Below are 17,503 nucleotides of genomic sequence, written 5' to 3'. Positions count from 1 at the left end.
GGTAAATTTAGATCTTGAATTCTCCTCTGTTTTGCTGAAAATGCCCCAAACCCCGCTGCTGGAAGTCTCCAACTTGACCATCGATTTTAAGTCGCACCGCGGCGATGTGCGAGCGGTGAATGAAGTATCGTTTCAGCTGCACCGCGGCGAAACGGTAGCAATCGTAGGCGAATCGGGATCGGGAAAATCGGTGACTTCGCTGGCCTTGATGGGCTTGATTCCGATGCCGCCCGGCCAGATAGCAGGAGGGAAGACCTGCTTTCAGTCGTCGCAGTTTGGGGAGGTTGATTTGCTTACGCTCCCCGACGAGCAACTACGCCAAGTGCGCGGCAACGAAATCTCGATGATCTTTCAGGAGCCCATGACTTCCCTAAACCCCGTGTATACGTGCGGGAGTCAGGTAGTGGAAGCATTACGGCTGCACACTCGGCTTTCTGAAAAAGAGGCCGAAGCGCGCACAATAGAGTTGTTTGCCATGGCCCAGCTGCCGCGCCCCGAAAAAATTCTGCGTGCCTATCCACACGAGATCAGCGGCGGCCAAAAGCAACGTGTCATGATTGCGATGGCGATGGCCTGCAACCCTGCCATCCTGATTGCCGACGAGCCCACCACGGCCCTCGACGTAACGGTGCAGGCACGCATGCTCCAACTCATCGATGACCTCCGGCGCGAGCACAACACGGCTGTGCTTTTCATCACCCACGACCTAGGCGTGGTGGCCGAAATCGCCGACCGCATTTTGGTGATGTACCGTGGCCGAGTTGTGGAACAGGGTGCAGTATTAGACCTCTTTACCAACCCTCAGCACCCTTATACCAAGGGTTTGCTGGCTTGTCGGCCTAAGTTGTCGGTGGGTAAAACACGCCTGCCAGTAGTAGCTGACTTCATGCGAGAAGAGGCTGATGGACAATTAGTTGCATTGCCAGTTCAAAGCCCAGTAAGTGCTCCGGCAACCGAAGAAGAGGCCGTAGCCCAACAGTTACGGAATTCAGGTGAAACCACCAAAACGTTCCCCGTGGAACATTCTGCGCCGGTTTCAACGGATACTTTCACCGGTTTCGAAACGGCTCCGTTCCTGGAAAGTGGTCAGATCATTCCCGATGCAGGAGTCATTTCGGACGTGGCGGCCGGGGCAGAAACCTGTGCTTTCATTGCTGGTGATGAACCTTCGCCATCGCTAGAAGCTCGTACCGCAGAACCAGCAACCCCGAAGTTAGCCGCGCAGCCGTTGCTGCAGGTTCGCGACCTGAACGTGCATTTTCCCATTCGCAAAGGCTTCTTCAACCGCACCAAGGAAGTAGTGCGCGCCGTGGATGGTGTAAGCTTCGATATTTATCCCGGCGAAACCATTGGGCTCGTGGGGGAGTCGGGCTGCGGCAAAACCACCTTGGGCCGTACGCTGCTGCGCTTGGTAGAACCCACGTCGGGCAGCATCCTGTTTGAAGGCACCGACTTGGCCACGTTGCCTACCGGGGAGCTACGGCGGCGGCGGCGGGAGTTTCAAATGGTCTTTCAGGATCCGTACGCGGCTCTTAACCCCATAATGACCGTGGGCGAAGCCATCCAAGAGCCGATGCAGGTGCACAAAGTGGGAGGCACGCGCCAACAACAGAAGGAGCGGGTGTTGGAGCTGCTGCGTACTGTTGGGTTGCGTGAGGAGCATTATTTGCGCTATCCACACGAGTTTTCGGGCGGGCAGCGGCAGCGCATCTGCATTGCCCGGGCGCTGGCTTTGCAGCCCAAGTGCATCGTGTGCGACGAGTCGGTGTCGGCGCTCGACGTATCGGTGCAGGCGCAAGTGCTCAACCTGCTCAACCAGTTGAAGCGCGACTTTGGCATTACCTACCTGTTCATTACCCACGACCTGTCGGTGGCGCGCTTTATGTCGGATCGGTTGCTGGTCATGAACCAAGGCAAGATTGTGGAAAGCGGACCGGCCGCCGAAGTGTATGCCCATCCGCAGCACGACTACACGCGCACCCTGCTGAATGCCATTCCGAAGGATGAGCCAGCGGATATCCGCGCCGCCGTAGCCCGCCGTCAGGTAATGGCCGGATAGAACGTTCTGCCGCTCGCGCTTGTTGACTGATTTGCTACCACAGCCGGCACAACTCTGCCAATGATAAATTGGCGCCTTCGGCCTCGCAGCAACAGTTTGATAACGCGCTTTGCTGCCGGTAAATCAGTTATTAGTTTAATAATTGCGTAGAAGCTATATTCATTCGCTGCTCAGCTAGAGTAGCCGTCTGCCCTTGTGCGACCAAACTGCTGTCTGAAGCAGTTTTGCTGTTCTTACGTATTACCGAAAGCACCTATCAGAAGCTGCTTTCACCTATAAATTCCTTGGGCCGCCTGAGAAAACGCAATAACTGGCGGCACCCTTTTTCTAATGAAAAGAAAAGACGAATCAGCGGCACCCCGCGCTTCCGCGAAAGCCGCTCGTGCCCCCAAAGACGCACCCCTCGCGGTATCCAAACAACTGGTCTACCGAATTTTTGCTGACAATCCTGGGAAGGTCATCTCTTACCGGCAGATCTCCCGCCGCCTTGGCGTTACGACCAAAGAGGAGCGGGAACAGATTTTTGCGCACCTCAAAGCGTTGCGCACGGCAGGGCAGCTTACCCTGATCCAAAACGACGATTATCGCTTAACCGACCCCGCCGCGCAGCAAGCCGCTACGGAGCCCGCTAGCAGCCGCCGAAACCGCCGCAGCGCCGAGCCGATCGTGCCGGTAGCAAACAGCCAACCGCTGGACGTAGAAACCGAATTTGGCCAAGACCCAGTAGTACACCGTCGCCGCGAAGCCGGCTTCGACTTTCCGGATACCGAGCGCCCCGAACGGCGCCGGCGCCCCGAGCGAGAAGAAACCACGGATACGATTACTGGCACCGTAGCCTTGGCCACCGACAAGTATGCATTTGTCATCAGCGAGGAAAGTGAGTCCGACGTGCGGGTTTTCACCGATCGCTTAAAGTTTGCCATGCACGGCGATACGGTTCGAGTACGGTTGCGCGGCTCCCGCGACGGCCGGCCGGTGGGCGACGTGGTGGAAGTGCTTAAGCGGGTGCGTCCCGAGGTAGTGGGGCGCTTGCAGGTGCAAGGCGGCATCGGGTTTGTGAAGCCCGACAACCGCAAGATGTACTTCGACGTGTTTGTGCCTTTCGAGAATCTGCACGATGCCCGCAACGGCGAAAAAGTGCTGGTGCGCATCACGGAGTTTCCGGAGAATGACTTTGGCCGCTCGCCGATGGGTGAGGTGGTACGGAGCTTCGGACCAGCGGGTCAAAATGAAGCCGAGATCAACGCGATCATGGCGGAGTTTGGGCTGCCGTTTGAGTTTCCTGCCGAGGTAGAAGCCGAATCGGAAGCAATTCCTGACATAATTCCGGTGGCCGAAATCGCGCGGCGCCGCGACTTCCGTGACATCACCACCTTCACCATCGACCCGGCCGATGCCAAGGATTTTGACGATGCCTTGTCGTTGCGCAAACTCGAAAACGGCCATTGGGAAGTAGGTGTGCACATCGCTGATGTAACCCATTATGTGAAAGCCACTTCTGAATTGGAACGCGAAGCCAAGCATCGGGCCACTTCGGTGTACCTCGTCGACCGGGTTATTCCAATGCTACCCGAGCGTTTGTCGAACGGGTTGTGCTCGCTGCGCCCTGAGGAAGATAAGCTGACCTTCTCGGCTGTGTTTGAACTCGACTCGACCGGCAAGCTTTACGATTCGTGGTTTGGCAAAACCATCATTCACTCCGACCGTCGCTTCTCCTACGAAGAGGCGCAGGAGCGTATTGAAAGTAAGGAAGGCGATTACGCGGAGGAAATCAACGTCCTCAACGACATGGCCAAGAAGATCTGTGCGGCACGCTTCAAACAAGGCGCCATCAGCTTCGAAACGCAGGAAGTGAAGTTCCGTCTCGACGAAAACGGCAAGCCGCAGGGCGTGTACGTGAAGGAGCGGAAGGACGCGCACAAAATGATCGAGGAGTTTATGCTGCTCGCCAACCGCAAGGTGGCCGAGTTTGTGTTTAAGCTCAAGAGCCGCAAGCCGCGGATGACGATGGTGTACCGTACGCACGATGCTCCCGATCCGGATCGTCTGCAAAACTTTGCGCTCTTCGCGAAGAAGTTTGGGCACGATCTCGACCTGACGAACCCCAAGAAGCTCAGCAATGAGCTAAACGATTTGTCGAACGAAGTGATGGGCCGCCCCGAGCAAAACGTCATCCAGACGCTGGCTGTCCGTACCATGTCGAAAGCCAAATACACCACTGAGCCACTAGGTCACTTTGGCCTGGCCTTCGACCATTATTCGCACTTCACGTCGCCCATCCGTCGCTACCCCGACATGATGGCTCACCGCCTGCTTCAGCATTACCTGGAAGGCGGCAAAAACGTGGATGTGGAACCCGTAGAGGAAGAGTGCAAACACTCGTCGGAGCGCGAGAAAATTGCGGCCAGCGCCGAGCGCGCCAGCATCAAATACAAGCAGGTGGAATTCATGTCGGAAGTCATCGGCGAGCAGTTCAAAGGCGTCGTATCGGGCCTCACCGAATGGGGGATGTACGTCGAGATTGAAGAGAACAAGTGCGAAGGCATGATTCGGCTCAGCGAGATTCCCGGCGACTTTTTTGAGCTCGACAAAGACAACTACCGCGTCGTGGGCCAGCGCACCAAACGCATCATTCAGTTCGGCGATGAGATGTTGGTGACCGTAAAAGCTGCCAACCTGCTCGATCGAACCATTGATTTCGAACTCGTCGATAATCGGCCGGACTTTGTGAAGCGCCGCGAACAGGACGAGCGGAGTAGCCGGGGCGGCAGTCGCCGTAGCGGCGGCAACAACCGCCCTGAGCGAGAGCGCAGCGGAAAAGGCGGTAGCCGCCGACGGTAGCCCGCAGCTCTTTCACTGCAAGAGGTAACAAGCCCTTTTCACCTGCCCAATAAGTGCGGATGAAAAGGGCTTGCCGCGTTGAAGGGCTGTCCTCATGGTAAGGCAAGCGACTTTAAGCCTCGTCTTCACAAACCGACTGTCCAGCGGTTTAGTCCGTACCTTTCTTCCTGCAACCCTTATTTGCCCCTGTGGACCTCTCTTTTTTCTCGGACAAAATAACCGCTGGCTTGGCCCAGCTGCGCTACGGCAACGAACCCGAAGCGCTTTATGAGCCCATTCGCTACATCATGGCCTTGGGTGGGAAACGCATTCGGCCGTTGCTCACGCTGCTTGGCGCGCACCTCTTCACCGATGACCTCGAGCCGGTGCTGAAGCCGGCGCTGGCTACCGAGGTGTTTCACAACTTTACGTTGCTCCACGACGACATCATGGACCAGGCTCCGCTGCGTCGGGGCAAGCCTACGGTACACGAAAAATGGAATCCGAACGTCGCCATCCTGAGCGGCGATGTGATGCTGGTGCGGGCGTACGAGCTATTCTTGGACGTGAACCCTACTCTGCTGCCGGACGTGCTGCGCAAGTTTAGCCAGACGGCCGCCGCGGTGTGCGAAGGCCAGCAGTGGGACATGAATTTTGAGACGCTCGAACGCGTGTCTTTGGAGCAATACCTCTACATGATTCGGCTCAAGACGGCTGTGTTGTTAGGCTTTAGTCTTGAGCTTGGTGCCCTACTTGGGGGCGCTTCCACCGACGATGCGAATCACCTGCGGCAATTCGGCACCGACATCGGCATCGCCTTTCAGCTCCGCGACGACTTGTTGGATGTGTACGGCGACGCCGCCACTTTCGGCAAACGCGTAGGCGGCGACATCGTTTCTGATAAGAAGACCTTTTTGCTGCTCACCGCGCTTGCTCAAGCCAACGAACCTCAACAAGCCAAACTAGCGCAGTACATCGGCCAACCGGTGCTTGACGCGCCGGAAAAGATTGAGGCTATCACGGCCATTTACGATCAGCTTAATGTGCGTGCCCAAACGGAAGCCCGCATTAACGACTTCTTCCTCGACGCGCTCCAGCACCTCGATCGGGTGCAGGCACCCGGTGAGCGCAAGGAGTTGCTGCGCCACCTAGCACTGCAACTCATGGACCGAGAAAGCTAAGCTGCCGTTTTACGCCTTTTTCTTACTCCTCAGGCGACGCACAGCTTTTGATCTGTGAAAGACTCGATCAAAACATTTTGAGCGATTTGAGGGCAGCATTATCATCTTTTTACTTTTCATCTCATGCTTACGCTGGACGCTTCTATAATCCTGCTGGTTCTGACTGCCGGCATTTCCATGTATGCTTGGTCTAATCCGGGCTTTATGCAGAGCTGGATCTTTTCGCCCTTCATCGTGGCCCGGCAAAACCAGTGGTATCGCCTACTGACCTCGGGTTTTCTGCACGCCGACTGGATGCACCTCATCTTCAACATGCTCGCCTTCTATTCTTTTGGGCAGGTTGTCCAATCAGTGTTTGTGCAGCAATTTGGCCCAGGCGGCGGGGTGCTTCGCTTTCTGCTACTCTACTTAGGGGGTATTATCATCTCTGATATCCCAACCTATTTCAAGCACCGCAACGACCCCGATTACCGGAGCCTAGGTGCCTCGGGTGGGGTGGCCGCCATCATTTTTGCCGGTGTGCTTTTTCAGCCAACGGCGGGCATCATTATGTTTCCGTTGCCCATCCCGATTCCGGGTTTTATTTGGGGCTTGCTGTACTTGGCTTACTCTTACTACCAAGGCCGACGCATGGGCGACCACATCAACCACGACGCCCACTTTTACGGCGCGCTGTACGGCCTGCTTCTCACGCTGGCTCTAATTCCGCAGGTCGGACCGTATTTCGTGGATAAAATTCAACAATACTTTTTATAAGTACTTGACTATCAATTACTTATATATAAATCTGTAGGTTCGTATATATCTTATCTGAAGAGTGTGCGTAGAAACTGCCAAAACCGCTCTCTCCAACTCAATCCTCGGTATCATGAACAGATTTGCTCCTATTGCAACCCGGTTGTCGGTTGCTGCTTCGTTCTTACTTCTCACCCTTGTAGCCACTGGTTGCAGCCGTTTCAGCGACAGCGGTAGCTTGTCTCTGTGGGGAATCATCCTGTTGGTTCTCGATGTGCTGGCACTCATCGATGTCTTTCGTCAACCCTGGACGACAGGCAAAAAAATCCTTTGGCTTGCCATCATATGGTTCATGCCTTTCCTGGGGTTAATTCTCTATTACTTGATCTCAGGCCGGGGCAAATCCAACCTGTAGGTTCTAACACATACCAGCTTCAACAAAAAAGCCCGACACATTTAGTGTCGGGCTTTTTTGTTGGCTTTGATTTCGCAAATCATGTTTGGTCAGCTTTCTATTCTGCTATCACGGCCTGCTTTTCTCGCCGCATAACTTGCTTTAGCAACTGTCCTGTGTTGGTAATCTGCTTGACCTGCCAATGGTCCCCTTGGTCAAGCATCTTAAGCTCCAGTACCATTGTCGTATCAAAGTGAGGCTGTGTAAACTCAATGCCCACCAACGCTTCCCTGCCTTGGCGCTTCACGTATTTCACCCCTTTGAGCTTGCTATCTGCACTCACAATTTTACCCGCAAATCCCAATATGGAGATGTTGCCCAACCCTCCGCGCGGCGCAGTTTGGGTAGCTTTCAGAGAACCGGTTTGTACATATTCTTGGGCCTCCTCACGCGCGGCTGCCACGAGCTGATGCTTCAGCAGTTGCACGGCTTGTTGTAGCCCTAGTCCACTTATTTTGAGCGGACCCAGCACATCTCCTTGTGCGGCCACCTGATCAACAAGATCACTAGTAACGCTCTCGACATCAACATAGCGTTCGAAGGCTATCATATCGTGTTGTTGCGTAGCCTGAAATGCTTGGTACAACGACCGCTCGGGGCCCACTGTCAGCCGGTCGTACAACCAATATCCACCTCCGATTAGCGTCAGCAAAAGAAATATTAACAGCAGTTTTTTCATGTAGTAAGCAAAGGAATGGGCAAATATGCTCCTAACGCGAAGGTTTCTGCTTTTCGTTCATAAGCGCAAGCCGCTTTAGCGTGTTAGAGTACTGTAAGTCTATGATGTGAATGGACGAGGTGCCTGCGCAATAGCTAGCGTTATCGGGTCTACAGCAAGCATCGTATAGAACGTATGCCTATTCAATCCACTTCTGCGCACCATCACAGGCCCCAGATTCACGGCCATAGAGGGTGCAGGGGCCTGCTTCCTGAGAATACTATTCCTGCCTTTTTGCTCGCTTTAGAGATTGGCGTAGATGCTATTGAGCTCGACGTCGTGATCTCTCAGGATGGTCAAGTAGTGGTATCGCACGAACCTTGGATGTCAGCCGCTCTGTGCTTTGATCCCAAAGGCAATCGCATCGATCCATCGCAAGAGAAATCACTCAACTTATTTCAACTTCCCTACAGTATTATTCGAGCGTATAACTGCGGATTATCTCAACCCGAGCGCTTCCCCAATCAGCAGACCTTGGCTGTTTATAAGCCGCTTTTACAGGAAGCAATTCAAGCTATCGAGAGGCATTGTCTTCACTTAGGCAGGAAACCAGTGCTCTACAGTATTGAGATAAAATCCAGCCCTGCAGGTGACGGAATTTTTCATCCTGAGCCTGCTGCTTTTGCAACGCTCGTATTACAGGTTGTGCGCGCTTGTGGCGTTCTGAATCGTACTACTTTTCTCTCCTTCGATAAGCGAATCCTTCAGCACTTCCACCAGCTTGATAAGAGATTTTCACTGTCTTTGTTAGTGGAGGATGAGCGAGACACAGAGAGCCATTTACTCGAATTAGGTTTCATGCCCACGGTTTATGGCCCTGAGTTCACCCTACTGTCAGAGCAGGATATTGACTACCTGCATGAGTACGCTATCGCTGTTGTTCCCTGGACTGTAAACGATGTTTTCGATATGCTCCACCTCATCACCTTAGAGGTTGATGGCATTACAACTGATTATCCAGATAAGGCTATCCAGTTGTTAAACGAGCGGTACCCATAAAGACTGACTGGTTCTGCTCCTCCATTGTCTTAGTCGGGTTGTAAAGCATAAACCCCTACCTATTGTCCAATAGGTAGGGGTTTATGCTTTTATTACAGTGGTGTAACATGGGTCTGTGTTGCATGTGTATCGCATATTATTTGTAACGTGTAACAAATTTGCTGTTACAGTATACAAATACATGTTTCTGTTACACATGTAACATTTAATGTTTATTACATATTGATTCTTGTGTTTTGATACATATTTGTCATCTTTACACTTTAACTATTCCACCCTACCCAAGCATGCCACACCAAGGCGAAATCCTTCAAGATGCTATCAAAAACAGCGGTATTTCTATTACGCGTATAGTTGATGAACTAGGCATTACACGTCCTACTATATATCGTAAATTTAAAGAAGAGACACTTGATTACGGATTTGTAAAGCGAATTGGTGATATAATCGGACATGACTTCTCTGCTGAGATTACACAACCGCAACAACCCTCGTCGCCATTTGTATCAAATAATGTAACAAGATTCGTTTCTTTGGGTGTTACACCTAAGCCCGACTTGTTACACCCGGTTGATAATGATCCAGTTAAGCAGCTACTTGCTCTACAAACTAAGTATATAACCCTTCTGGAAGCCTATAATGAGCTTCTGTTGAAAGTGTACGGCCCTAAATGACAAAAATGTTCCACGTGAAACATTTTTGTCATTTAGGGCCGTTTCTAGTGTAATGCCATCAAACGGTCAGTTACCTAAACGAATGAAGTAAGAAGCTGCTGTTTGTCGCCTAAGTTTAAAAATTAAGAGTACCGGTGGTCAGGTAAGGAAAAGGAGATCTCGCATCCTAAAGTGCGAGTTATAGTTTTAGCCGAGAGCCCTAGTGGCTTCTTGGGTAGGATCAAAGGAGAAATTGAAGCGGGTAAAGCTTTGCTCCAAAATAGCATGAAAGTGATTGAGGATGCACCGAGTATTTTGGCTGTTGATATTTTTAAAGCTTCGCCAAAGTCCCAAAGCAATAAAGCGAAAATGCTGCTCTGGCAGAGGGGAAGTGTTTGCTATTGTAGCCAGTATTGTGAGTCTTAATTCATGCTTCTTAAGTAAGAGCAAAGTGAGTTATAATGGTATAGGATAAGCGCTCTTTAACAGCAGCAACAGAGCAGTACTAGACGCCGTGATATGAGCTTAGATATTAGAAGTTAAAAGCTCAGCCGGCATCGTGCTGCGATCTTAAGCAAGCATAGCTCGACCGAATGCAAGCAGCATAACGTTAAGCCAACGATATGCTTTCATATATAGAAAGTGGATACGTTAAGCTCGGTCTCAATCACTGGAAAAGGAACGCTAAAGCAACAGGAGTAACGTGCAGCGTATTCACCTATGCTGCGTAACACCTGACGAGCAAAGACAGCAGGTGTTTTAATCCAGCGCCTTAGTAAAAAGATGCAGTTGTGTTAAGAATAAGGGGCCAGGATCAGGTTACCCTATAGAAGAAAATATAGTCCAGTAACAGCAGTGCTGTTCAAGCGCCAAGCCTTAAAGTGGTCTTGCCTTGAGACGAAACAATACGAAAGCCCGTTCGGGAGGTAACCACTTTTCGTCTTACTCAACAGAGTCAACAAAACCTCAGAACTAAGACTAAAGAGAAATTAGCAATGCCTATATAGCATAAATCAGTTTGCTCATGATACTGCTAAAGGAAAACTACCTCTTGAATAACAGGTTCACCAACTTCAGAATTAATCATTTCCATAACCTGAGTTTTGGCCATGACTAATTCGTGCTTCAAAGGCGCAGAAGACAGGCGGACAAACAGCTTGCCATGGCTGATATATATCTCCTGGGTTTTGAGAGCAACTGACCGACCCATTATACGCTCCCAGCTAGAAACAACAAACACTTCGTTAAGCTTCCCTTGAAGGCGGTAAGCTTTCAACAAAGCCTTTATACCATCCTTTAAAGGCAGTGTATCTGCTTGTCTAGAATTTTCGGAAAGCTTATGCTTTTTCACAATTGAGACGTTTATTAACGCGCGCGAAAGCCTTTATAAAAGAGCGAAGGCCATAAGCATAAAGGTACGCCCCATTAAAATTTAAAGGGGAATTACTTTGCCGCTTTCGATTCTAAAGCGCAAGATCTGTTCGGATAAATTGGATAGAATTCGATCCGTGCGGTCGAGGTGAGTGTCTGTTAGAAATACTTGGCCAAAAGTCTGGTTTGCGACAAGCTGCATCAAACGAGTTATGCGCGTTTCGTCGAGCCTATCGAAAATGTCGTCTAGAAGGAGAAGAGGCTTATGTTTCTTCCGGCTTGCAGCAATTTCGAAATGAGCTAACTTCACTGCGATAACAAATGATTTCTGCTGGCCTTGCGATCCATATCCCTTGACGGGTAATTCATTCATCAGAAATAGAAAGTCATCTTTATGAGGGCCAACAGTAGTGCGCTGAAGGGCCAAGTCTTTTCGCTCGTGTGTGCGAAGAAGCTGAGCGAAGTCGGCGTCGGGTAGCTGGCTCTTATAGTCAATATTGACTACTTCCCGGTCATTTGCGAGTTGGTAATAGTGGCGCTGGAAAACAGGAACGAAGTCAGCCAAAAACTCTTGTCTAATCTGAACAATCCGTTTGCCTAGTGGGGCTAATTGTTCGTCTAAGACCAAAAGGTAATCACGATCATAACTCTGCCGGTCAGCTGCTAGCTTAAGCAGCGAATTGCGTTGCCGAAGTAGATAAGCGTAAGAGATGAGCAACTCGAGATATTCGTGATCGAGCTGAGAAATTAGACTATCGAAATACTTGCGGCGTTCTTCGCTACCCTGGCGGATCAAATCGGTATCATAGGGCGATATCAAGACAACAGGGTAACGGCCAATGTGATCAGAAAGCCGTTCATACGGATGCTTGTTGCGTGTGACAAGCTTTTTTTGGCCAAGGCGAAAACTACATTGAACAGTGTCTTCGGCTTCGGGAGTAGAAAACTTTCCCCGAATAGAAAAGAACTCTTCGCCTTGTTTAATGCTTTGAATATCAGAAGTAGTAAATGCGCTTTTGGTCAAAGACAAATAATGAATTGCATCCAATAGATTGGTCTTGCCACTCCCATTGTCACCTATAAAACAATTGATGTGAGGCGATAGCTGCAGCGTAGCCTCATCGTAGTTTTTAAAGAACAAGAGGTGTAATGTTTCAAGAGTCATTCAGTTCGGAATTGCAATCCTTTTACGTACTTTCGCATCCCAAACGCGAATAACTGAAAGCACGATGGCGGAGACGAAAGTAAAGGCTACCCCAAAAGCTTCCAATTCGGCGAAAAAATCGTCGGCGGAAACTAAGAAAGAAACTAACCCGACCGCAGCTGTCGATACAGTTACGCCGCCGGATCAGATGATGCCACCTACAAACGAGAAAGTAAAATCTTCTACGGATGAGCCGCGGGCAACGACACCCAGCGAGCCTGTTTTTCCGAAAGAAACTTATTTGCAGTGGTATGAGCAGATGCAGCTCATGCGTAAGTTCGAGGAGAAAGCAGGCCAGCTATACGGCCAGCAGAAGATCAAAGGTTTCTGTCACCTCTACATTGGCCAAGAAGCCTGTGTAGCGGGCGCAGTCAGCGCGTTGACCAAAGATGATAAATGGATAACGGCCTATCGTGACCATGCTCATCCGCTGGCTCTTGGTACGTCGCCCAACGCCATCATGGCTGAACTGTTTGCGAAAGTAACAGGATGTTCAAAAGGCAAAGGCGGCTCGATGCACATGTTCGATAAGAACGTGAACTTCATCGGGGGGCATGGCATTGTTGGTGGGCAAGTTCCACTCGGTGCCGGGATCGCGTTTGCCGAGAAATACAACAAGACTGGCAACCTGTGCATTTGCTACATGGGTGACGGCGCAGTGCGGCAAGGAGCTTTGCACGAAGCTTTCAACATGGCCATGCTGTGGAAGCTACCCGTGATCTTCGTTGTGGAGAACAATGGTTATGCCATGGGTACCTCTGTTCAACGGACCTCAAATGTTACGGAACTCTACACACTAGGAGAAGCATACGACATGCCCTCCGAGCCAGTGAATGGGATGAATGTAGAGGACATTCACAACGCAGTTGCCAAAGCAGCCGAACGGGCACGTGCTGGTGAAGGCCCTACCTTCCTGGAGTTCAAAACGTATCGCTACAAAGGCCACTCCATGAGTGACCCTGCTAAGTATCGGACGAAGGAAGAGGTAGAAGATTATCGTTCGCGCGATTCCATCGAATCGGTTCGCCACACAATTCTGACTCACAGTATGGCGACCGAAGAGGAACTGGCTGCCATCGACGAAAAGATCAAGGCCCAAGTTGCGGAGTCAGTGGAGTTCGCAGAAACGTCTCCGTACCCCGCCGCCGAAGAGCTGTACCACGATGTGTACGTGCAGCAAGATTATCCTTACATCCGCGACTAACTCAGCGGATTCTGACCCGGCTTCACAGCCGAATTTCTGAATTACGAATGTCAAAGATTCCTTATACGCGCAACAGTCCGCTGGCTCAACAGAAGCAGACTCAAGTGCCGGCCGATCCTAATCAGCCAGTAGGCGCACTGCACCCAGAACATCCATTGCTGGAAGATCCGGATGAACTAGCGGCTCGCTTGGCCCATTCAGAAGATTTTCTGCGTCGTAACAAGACTATTCTACTGAGTGTGCTGGCACTGGTAGTGCTGGCAGTAGTTGGAGCTTTCGGCTGGTATACATGGCGCAATTCTCAGGACGAGAAAGGGCAAGTGGCTATGTATCAGGCAGTTAACTATTGGGAAGCCGATTCATTGAAAAAAGCAATGAAAGGCGACGGTCAATACGACGGTTTGGAATCCGTTGCTTCGGAATACGGAAATACACCGGCTGGCAACTTGGCTAACTTCTACGCTGGCGTAGGTGCCTTGAAGGAAGGCCGTTATCAAGCCGCCATCGATTATCTGGAAGGATTTAGTTCGGATGATTTGCTGGTGCAAGCGCGGGCTTACGCTCTGCTAGGCGATGCTAACTTAGAGCTTGGCAAAAGCAAAGAAGCCGCCGACCTGTACGAAAAAGCAGCTACTCATAATGCCAACGAGTATTTCTCACCTGGCTATCTTATGAAGGAGGCAACAGCAAGAGAACTGGCTAAAGATTATGACGGTGCCATCAAGGCGTACGACAAAATCATCAACGACTACCAGAATGCGCCGGAAGTCAACGAGGCCCGCCAGTATAAGGCACGCGTTGAAGGTTTGGCAGGCAAATAAGAAATCAGTCAGCAACTGACAACTGCGCTTTTCCGAAAGGAGAAGCGCAGTTTTGTTTTTATAACAGCGCTTACTTCAACCCAAAGCAGCATCTAGACCCAAATCCTATGGCTACCTCCTTGAAAAATCTGAGCGAATACACTTCCGATAATTTTGTTGACATCACGAACAAGCGTTTTGGCTTGGTGGTGGCAGAATGGAATCGGGAGATTACAGACGTGTTGAGCACAGGAGCCTACGAAACATTGCTGAAGCACGGGGCTAAAGAAGAAAACATCTTCCGCAATACAGTGCCGGGGAGCTTCGAACTGACACTAGGAGCCCAATTGCTGGCCCAGCACGAAGAAATCGATGCCGTGATCTGTTTGGGAGTAGTAATTCAGGGCGAGACCAAACACGATGATTACATCTGCCATGCCGTGGCCCACGGCATTACGAACGTCGGCCTGAAATTCAATAAGCCCGTGATATTTGGGTTGGTCACGACCAACACACTTGAACAAGCTTGGGATCGGGCAGGAGGCAAGCACGGCAACAAAGGAGTAGAAGCTGCGGTAGCCGCTATCCATATGCTAGGATTCTAGAGATTAAGACTAGAGGAGCTTACTTACTGAGTCTTTGGTTAGTAATGGATAATTGTCAGGCAAAACATTAACTTTGCGGCCAAATAACCGGGTTAGATAGGAAACCGATAGCGGTAAGTATGACTTTGACCAGTTGGTCTGTAATAAACTTATTTGGAAAAGCTGTTGTTAAAGCAACGTACTATCGCAATTTATCTCTAGAAATCACCGGATAACGGTCTCATTTTCAATACATTATTTTTCCTGAACCGACATGAGTGAAGCACCCCTGCGCTATTCAAGGGAAGAACTGGCTGAGTTCGAACAAATCATCCAGGAGAAACTTGTAGCAGCCCGCAAAGAAGTAACGTTCATCAAAGAAACTCTGAGCCGTCGTAACGATTCGGGTACCGACAACACAGCCTCGTCGTCGAAAGTACTGGAAGACGGTGCCGACACAGCTGAAAAGGAAAGCCTGAATCAGCTGGCTTCACGCCAGATGAAGTTTATCCAGCAGCTGGAAAATGCGTACACCCGCATCAAAAACGGTACATACGGTGTCTGCATTGGCACTGGTAAACTGATTCCGAAAGAGCGTTTGCGCGCAGTACCACACACCCAACATTCTATTGAAGCCAAAATGGCGCGTCGCGATTAACCGCGATCGTCGTCTTCAACTACGTGCCCGGGCTTTCGGCTGGCTGCTTTTATGGCGCCGTGCTGCCAGTCCGGGCACTGTTTTCTAAGAGAGTCTGTTCCTGGGGTTCAGTCTCCCAACCTTGTATTTTACCATCCCGTAGCGATACGGTAAGCACCCTACACTCATGGGCAAAAAACACAACGACGACACGCCAGGCCGGCGTGGACGCTCCAACGATCGCTCCACTAGCAATGCTGGTGGGAGCAGCGGCTTCCGCAAATTCTCTGCGCGCCCAAACGAAGGCGGTTCAAGCAACCGTTCGGGCGATGAAGCCGGCAGAGGCCGTGATTTTCCCTCGCGCCCTACTTTTGGTCGCCCAGGCGGCGGCCGTCCATCATCGGGAGGCAGCTTTGGCGGCGACAAGCGTTTTGGTCGCGGCGAAGGCTCCAACAGCTTTGGCTCCCAACGAAACGTTGCTCCGCGGCAGGATGCTGGCGATCGTCGCCCGTTCAATCGCGATAATGCCGATCGTCGGCCGATGAACCGCGACAACGACAACCGCCCTAGCCGTTCATTTGATCGGGATGTCCCTCGGCGCTTCGACAACCGCAACGATGACCGTCGCGCTTCCTCCGGCTACGACAGTGACCGCCGAGACGAGCGACCTGCTCGGCCGTATGAGCCCAAAGCCAACTGGCCCGGCCAGCCTTACCGGCAGGAAGGCAAACCAGCGGTGCCACGCGGTACGGCAGGAGAGCGCAACCGAAAGTTTAAAAAGGTAAGCCCTTTCGAACAAGACACCCCTACGGACCGTACGCCAGCACCGCGAGAAGAAGCTCCACGGCGCGATGAGCGGCGAGAAGAAGCAGGTCCAGACCGGGAAATCCGGCCTGCGCGGCCGTTTGACTACCGTAGTGCGCCCAGCGGCTATGGCCGGGATGAGCAACGCAACGCGCCCGAACGCCCGGAACGTGGTGAGCGCCGCGAGAGTGGTTTCGGGAACCGCAGCTTCGGCGAGCGGCCTAGCTTTGGCAACCGCCCAGCGGCTGGTGAGCGTGGCGCGTCGGGTAACCGCAACAGCGGGCCACGTGATTTTGGTGACAAGCGCGAATCGCGTTTTGGCGATAAGCGGGAGCCGCGCGCCGGAGCCGACAAGCGCCCGACCCGCGATCCGCTTTCGAATCGCGCTGATAAGCCCAAACGTGGTGAAATACCTGGTGAAGCGCCGGCGTATAGTAATCTGCAATTCTACGATCAGGACAAAACCCGGGGCAACAAACGCCGTCGGAACGAGGAAGAAGGCAACGACGAAGTTCGTTTGAACCGCTACATCGCCAACGCCGGCATCTGCTCGCGTCGGGAAGCCGATGCACTGATTGCAGCTGGTGAAATCAAAGTCAACGGCGAAGTGGTAACGGAGATGGGTTACCAAGTGCAGCCAACCGATACCGTGCAGTATGGCAAGACCAACTTGAAGCGGGAAAAGCTGGTGTACGTACTGCTCAACAAGCCCAAAGATTTTATCACTACCACCGAAGACCCAGAGGGTCGCAAAACGGTGATGGACTTGGTGGCTACCGCTTCAAAAGAACGCATCTTCCCAGTAGGTCGTCTCGACCGCAATACTACGGGCTTGCTGCTGTTCACCAACGATGGCGAAGTGGCCCAGAAGCTTTCGCACCCATCGCATAAAAACAAGAAAATCTACCAAGCCGAGCTCAGCCAGCCGCTTTCCGAAGACCACCTGCGCCAGATCAGCGAAGGGCTGGAACTGGAAGATGGCAAGGCCGAGATTGATGACGTGGCTGTAGTAGCTGGCAACCCGCATTTCGTGGGCATTGAGTTGCACATCGGTCGTAACCGCATCGTTCGCCGCATTTTCGAGCATTTGGGCTACGAGGTTGTGGCGCTTGACCGCGTGCAGTACGCCGGCCTGACGAAAAAGGACCTTCCGCGCGGCAAGTGGCGCTTCCTGACTGAGCGCGAGGTGATTCGCTTGAAGTATTTCTTGTAGGAAGCAACCCGCAGCCTCTTCAAAGGCTCCTGTTAGAAAATAAGCTTTACAATTCCACGGAAAAAGT

15 protein-coding genes are annotated in these 17,503 nt (G+C 51.6%); 12 read left to right on the top strand and 3 right to left on the bottom strand.

Annotated features, from left to right (window positions below; genetic code table 11):
- Window positions 1-40: 40 nt before the first annotated feature.
- The 5 genes from H9I52_RS18855 to H9I52_RS18835 all read left to right on the top strand — a co-directional run bounded on the left by H9I52_RS18855 (window position 41) and on the right by H9I52_RS18835 (window position 7,210).
- Window positions 41-2,059: an ABC transporter ATP-binding protein gene (locus H9I52_RS18855; RefSeq protein WP_187455138.1), complete on the top strand. Its 2,019-nt coding sequence runs from the start codon at window positions 41-43 to the stop codon at window positions 2,057-2,059.
- A 330-nt stretch (window positions 2,060-2,389) separates the two neighbouring features.
- Window positions 2,390-4,900, top strand: coding sequence for a ribonuclease R (gene rnr, locus H9I52_RS18850; RefSeq protein WP_187455137.1), 2,511 nt, complete (start codon window positions 2,390-2,392; stop codon window positions 4,898-4,900).
- 188 nt (window positions 4,901-5,088) lie between these two features.
- Complete coding sequence (locus H9I52_RS18845; protein WP_187455136.1) at window positions 5,089-6,060, top strand: polyprenyl synthetase family protein; 972 nt, start codon at window positions 5,089-5,091, stop codon at window positions 6,058-6,060.
- 123 nt (window positions 6,061-6,183) lie between these two features.
- Complete coding sequence (locus tag H9I52_RS18840; RefSeq protein ID WP_316248054.1) at window positions 6,184-6,816, top strand: rhomboid family intramembrane serine protease; 633 nt, start codon at window positions 6,184-6,186, stop codon at window positions 6,814-6,816.
- Window positions 6,817-6,928: 112 nt separating this feature from the next.
- On the top strand, window positions 6,929-7,210 hold the full coding sequence (locus tag H9I52_RS18835; RefSeq protein ID WP_139515252.1) for a PLD nuclease N-terminal domain-containing protein: 282 nt from the start codon (window positions 6,929-6,931) through the stop codon (window positions 7,208-7,210).
- Window positions 7,211-7,307: 97 nt separating this feature from the next.
- Here the strand turns inward: H9I52_RS18835 and H9I52_RS18830 are convergent, their stop codons facing one another.
- On the bottom strand, window positions 7,308-7,928 hold the full coding sequence (locus H9I52_RS18830) for a hypothetical protein (protein ID WP_187455135.1): 621 nt from the start codon (window positions 7,926-7,928) through the stop codon (window positions 7,308-7,310).
- Between the two features lie 174 nt (window positions 7,929-8,102).
- On the opposite strand from H9I52_RS18830, the gene H9I52_RS18825 reads away from it, so the two are divergent.
- Window positions 8,103-8,966, top strand: coding sequence for a glycerophosphodiester phosphodiesterase family protein (locus tag H9I52_RS18825; RefSeq protein ID WP_187455134.1), 864 nt, complete (start codon window positions 8,103-8,105; stop codon window positions 8,964-8,966).
- Between the two features lie 287 nt (window positions 8,967-9,253).
- Window positions 9,254-9,640, top strand: coding sequence for a helix-turn-helix domain-containing protein (locus tag H9I52_RS18820; protein ID WP_187455133.1), 387 nt, complete (start codon window positions 9,254-9,256; stop codon window positions 9,638-9,640).
- Between the two features lie 1,012 nt (window positions 9,641-10,652).
- On the opposite strand, the gene H9I52_RS18815 is transcribed toward H9I52_RS18820, so the two are convergent.
- Window positions 10,653-10,970: a DUF721 domain-containing protein gene (locus H9I52_RS18815; RefSeq protein WP_230471326.1), complete on the bottom strand. Its 318-nt coding sequence runs from the start codon at window positions 10,968-10,970 to the stop codon at window positions 10,653-10,655.
- An 81-nt stretch (window positions 10,971-11,051) separates the two neighbouring features.
- On the bottom strand, window positions 11,052-12,155 hold the full coding sequence (recF, locus tag H9I52_RS18810) for a DNA replication/repair protein RecF (RefSeq protein ID WP_187455132.1): 1,104 nt from the start codon (window positions 12,153-12,155) through the stop codon (window positions 11,052-11,054).
- A gap of 190 nt (window positions 12,156-12,345) precedes the next feature.
- Here recF and pdhA point away from each other — a divergent pair, with 190 nt between their 5' ends.
- From pdhA to H9I52_RS18785, 5 genes are all read left to right on the top strand, one after another.
- The gene (gene pdhA, locus H9I52_RS18805; RefSeq protein ID WP_139517728.1) at window positions 12,346-13,398 is read left to right on the top strand and encodes a pyruvate dehydrogenase (acetyl-transferring) E1 component subunit alpha; all 1,053 of its coding nucleotides are present in this window, start codon (window positions 12,346-12,348) and stop codon (window positions 13,396-13,398) included.
- Window positions 13,399-13,445: 47 nt separating this feature from the next.
- Window positions 13,446-14,219 carry a tetratricopeptide repeat protein gene (locus H9I52_RS18800; protein WP_139515246.1) on the top strand — a complete coding sequence of 258 codons (774 nt, stop codon included), beginning with the start codon at window positions 13,446-13,448 and terminating at the stop codon, window positions 14,217-14,219.
- A gap of 107 nt (window positions 14,220-14,326) precedes the next feature.
- Complete coding sequence (ribH, locus tag H9I52_RS18795) at window positions 14,327-14,803, top strand: 6,7-dimethyl-8-ribityllumazine synthase (protein WP_139515245.1); 477 nt, start codon at window positions 14,327-14,329, stop codon at window positions 14,801-14,803.
- Window positions 14,804-15,056: 253 nt separating this feature from the next.
- A complete protein-coding gene (locus H9I52_RS18790) occupies window positions 15,057-15,440 on the top strand; it encodes a TraR/DksA family transcriptional regulator (RefSeq protein ID WP_139515244.1) in 384 nt (127 codons plus the stop codon).
- A 166-nt stretch (window positions 15,441-15,606) separates the two neighbouring features.
- Window positions 15,607-17,436, top strand: coding sequence for a pseudouridine synthase (locus tag H9I52_RS18785; RefSeq protein ID WP_262386127.1), 1,830 nt, complete (start codon window positions 15,607-15,609; stop codon window positions 17,434-17,436).
- Window positions 17,437-17,503: the final 67 nt, after the last annotated feature.

This window comes from Hymenobacter sp. BT491 (genome assembly GCF_014349165.1).
Taxonomy (GTDB): domain Bacteria; phylum Bacteroidota; class Bacteroidia; order Cytophagales; family Hymenobacteraceae; genus Hymenobacter; species Hymenobacter jejuensis.
This window is presented reverse-complemented; position numbering and strand designations above follow the sequence as displayed.